This window comes from Stieleria sp. (assembly GCF_041595215.1).
GTDB classification, from domain to species: domain Bacteria; phylum Planctomycetota; class Planctomycetia; order Pirellulales; family Pirellulaceae; genus Stieleria; species Stieleria magnilauensis.
Genome location: NZ_JBFHKV010000917.1, coordinates 1 through 3,570, shown reverse-complemented (window position 1 = coordinate 3,570; position 3,570 = coordinate 1). Strand labels below are relative to the sequence as shown.

Here is a 3,570-nt window from a genome sequence, read left to right as displayed (position 1 = left end):
GGTCGAATCGTTACGCTGATCTGATTCGTCCGCCGAGACCGACGACGACGTAGCGCGTTGACGGGTTTCGGCATCCGGCTGTTCGTCGGACCGTTCATCGGCAAGCTCGCCACTCATCCGTTGGACCATCTGGTCGGTACTCATCGATTCGGCGGTTTCGGTGCCGACGTGACGTCCGTCCCGCAGCACGGTGACGCGGTCGGCGATCTGTTTGACTTCGTCCAGACGGTGCGAGATGTAGATCATGCCGACGCCGCGATCACGCAGCTGACTGAGCTGGTCGAACAACAGCTGCGTCTCGCTGCCACTGAGCGCCGCGGTGGGTTCGTCCAAAATCAGGATCTTGCACTCGCGTGCCAGCGCCGCGGCGATCTCCACCATCTGTCGATGTCCGACGCCGAGCTGGCTGACCAACGCGTAGGTGTCCACGTCGTCCAATTGCAACCGGTCCAGTGCGGCGCGTGCCTGGCGATGCAGCGTGCGACTTGAAACGATCCCGGCGAACGAAGGGAGCCGATTGAGCAGCAGGTTTTCGGCGACGTTGAGCGTGGGAATCAGGTTCAATTCCTGTTGAATGATCTGCACGCCGGCCGATTCGGCAGCCTGTTTGTGATGCGGTGCATACACGTCACCTTCGATCCGCATGCCGCCGGCGGTCACCTCGGTCAGCCCGGCGATCATCTTGCACAGCGTTGACTTTCCGGCACCATTGGCCCCGAGCAGCGCGTGAATCTCGCCGCTGCGCAAATCGAAGTCGACGTCACGCAACACCGTCACGTTGCCGTAACGTTTCGTCATCCCGGCTGCATCCAACAAAACGCTCACAGTGTTTCTGCCGTCACCAGGTCGACGGGCGTTTCGACGTCACTCGGCTGATCGGTTTTGCCGTTGACCAATTGCAGCGCCGTTTCGATCCCGAATACCGCCAGCTTGTCACCGTATTGATCGGCCGTCGCCAAAATCTTTCCATCACGAATGGCCTGTTGGACGGCGGAGATATTGTCGAATCCGACGACCAGCACCTCGCCCGTCTTCCCGGCGGACTTGACCGCGGCGATCGCGCCGAGTGCCATCGAATCGTTGGCCGCCAAGATGGCTTTGATGTCCGGATGCTCGCTCAAGATCGACGCCGCGATGGAATTCGCTTTGGCCATCTCCCACTCGGCACTTTGGCTGGAAACGATTTCGACGCCGGCGGCTTTCATGGAAGCTTCGAAACCCGCCAGTCGCTGCTGAGCGTTGAACGACGTCCGAATGCCTTCCAGGATCGCCACCTTGTCGCCGGCGGCCAACTTGCCAGCCAGGTAGTCACCGACCTGCTTCGCGCCGGCTTTGTTATCGGGACCGACAAACGGAATCGTCACGCCTTCGCTGGCAAGCACTTCGGCGTCCAACTGGTTGTCGATGTTGATCACGACGACGCCCTTGTTGATCGCTTTTCGCAGTGACGGGACCAACGCCTTGGAATCGGCCGGGGCGATCACGATCGCGTCGGCACCGGCGGCAACCATTTCATCCACCAACGCCACTTGCCGGCTCAGGTCTCGTTCGTCTTTGATGCCGTTGACGATCAATTCATACTCATCGGCATGCTGACTTTGGTGCGTCTTGGCACCTTCGGCCATCGTCGAAAAAAACTCGTTGGCCAAAGACTTCATGATCAATGCGACTTTGGGACGCTCGTTTGTGTCCCCCGAATTGGACTGGGCAGTCGACGTGTCGGATTTCGACGAACATCCTGCCACCGCGACGGCGAACAGGATCGGAAGCAAGAAGTGACGCATGGAAAACTCGTTGGCGGGAAAGGAAACGGGGAAGAAAGCACTACGAAGACAGGGAATCGATTTGTTGATGGGTCGGCAAACTCGGCTGCGCTCCGGCGCGGGAGGCGGCCAGGGCACCGGCCAGATTGGCCCACTGGATGGCTTGGCGAAGCGACCCGGTTTGCGCCCAACGGACAGCCACGGCGCCGGCAAACGCGTCACCGGCGGCGGTCGTGTCGACGGCGTCCACCTTGATCGACTCGATCAGTTCAGCGGTCTGCCCGTCGTACAGCATGGTCCCGCGCGCCCCCAACGTGATCGCGACCGCCGCCGGCCCCTTGGCGTGCAAACGCTTGGCAATCTCGGCCGCGTCATCGATCGTTTCCAGACGGCCGCCGACGATCGCGGTCGCTTCGGATTCGTTCGGGCAGATCAGATCGACGTCGAACAGTTCCTCGGCAAGCGTTGCCGCCGGAGCGGGATCCAGGATCACTTTGGCCCCCGCCCGCTTGGCCGCTTGAATGCCCGCCAACACCGTCGGCTGCGGTGTTTCCAATTGGACCATCAACACGTCGCAACCGGCGAGGATGGATTCGCTGCGGTGGATGTCTTCGGCCGACAGCCGCGCGTTGGCTCCGGGGATCACGATGATCGCGTTCTCGCCGCTGTTTTCGACACTGACGATCGCGAGTCCACTTTCACACCCCTGGGCGGTCAAGACGGCACTGCAATCGATCGATTCCTGCAGCAGGTTGTTGCGCAATTTTTGCCCGAACCCGTCGTCGCCGACACGCCCGATCATTTGCACCGCACCACCGCAGCGCGCCGCCGCGACGGCCTGATTGGCACCCTTTCCTCCGGGGACTTCAGTCATCGATCGAGCCGCAACGGTCTCGCCGGGCTTGGGTAACCGATCGCATCGAATCACCAGATCCATGTTGATGGATCCCAACACCGCAATCTTCGGTTTGGAACGTTCGTGGGGACTTGTAACGGGGGAAGACATGGAATGATCAGCCGGCCGGCAGGATGTTGAAATCGAAAAACAATTCAAAGGGAACGAACGTGGAGCGGTTCGCGAAGGTGGTGCATGGTCGCGTTAGTGACGTGGGGCAGCAACGGACGACCGCTGCAAGAGCGTGGTGGGGACCTTCCACAGCGACGAGGCAGATTGCAGCTCCGAAGGAGTGCTCAGCGGGGGCAGCTCTTGACCGCTCGATTCAGCGCTGGAATCAGCGCTCGGATTCACGTTCAATCGCTTCAACAAGACTGCGGTGGCCAGTCGACCCAGTCGGGGAATGTCTTGAACCGAAACGGTCAGCGGGGTTTTCATCAGTTCGGCAAAGGGATGGTCATCGAAGGCGACGATGGACATGTCGTGCGGGATCGCGATTCCGCGTTCGGCCAACGCTCGCATCGAACCGATCGCCGCCGGCGTGCACATCGCAAAGATCGCGGTCATCTCGGGATGTCGATCCAACAATTCGAGCGTCGCGTCGTAGCCGGATTGCTCGGTGAACGCGTTTCCCGCCAGATACGATGGGTCGAGGTTGAACCCCGCGTGCTGGGCTGCATCGTTCAAGCCTTGCAGCCGGGTCTTGGCGGGCAAACTGTCACGAACGCCCGACAGGACACCGATCTTGCGATGGCCCTGCTCGATCAACACCTCCGCCACCGCTCGCGCCGCGGTCCGATTGTCCGACGTCACACTCGGCAATTCAATTCCGTCAAACACACGGTCGGCGACCACGACCGGCAATCCCGACCGATCGAGAGTGACCAGATGATCCGGAACCACACCGACCGG

4 protein-coding genes are annotated in these 3,570 nt (G+C 61.0%); all 4 read right to left on the bottom strand.

Going from position 1 to position 3,570, the window contains the following annotated elements; translation table 11 throughout:
* A partial coding sequence (locus ABX749_RS26225) for an ATP-binding cassette domain-containing protein (RefSeq protein WP_372898608.1) occupies positions 1-798 on the bottom strand: 798 nt, incomplete at its 3' end.
* A 23-nt stretch (positions 799-821) separates the two neighbouring features.
* Positions 822-1,784, bottom strand: coding sequence for a sugar ABC transporter substrate-binding protein (locus ABX749_RS26220; protein WP_372898607.1), 963 nt, complete (start codon positions 1,782-1,784; stop codon positions 822-824).
* A 40-nt stretch (positions 1,785-1,824) separates the two neighbouring features.
* The gene (rbsK, locus tag ABX749_RS26215) at positions 1,825-2,769 is read right to left on the bottom strand and encodes a ribokinase (RefSeq protein WP_372898606.1); all 945 of its coding nucleotides are present in this window, start codon (positions 2,767-2,769) and stop codon (positions 1,825-1,827) included.
* Positions 2,770-2,862: 93 nt separating this feature from the next.
* Positions 2,863-3,570, bottom strand: a 708-nt coding sequence (locus ABX749_RS26210; RefSeq protein WP_372898605.1) for a substrate-binding domain-containing protein, incomplete at its 5' end; no start/stop codon positions are given.

Coding starts and splice junctions, on each gene's coding strand:
- ABX749_RS26220 (WP_372898607.1), bottom strand. CDS start 1,784: ATGCGTCACTTCTTGCTTCCGATCCTGTTCGCCGTCGCGGTGGCAGGA.
- rbsK (WP_372898606.1), bottom strand. CDS start 2,769: ATGTCTTCCCCCGTTACAAGTCCCCACGAACGTTCCAAACCGAAGATT.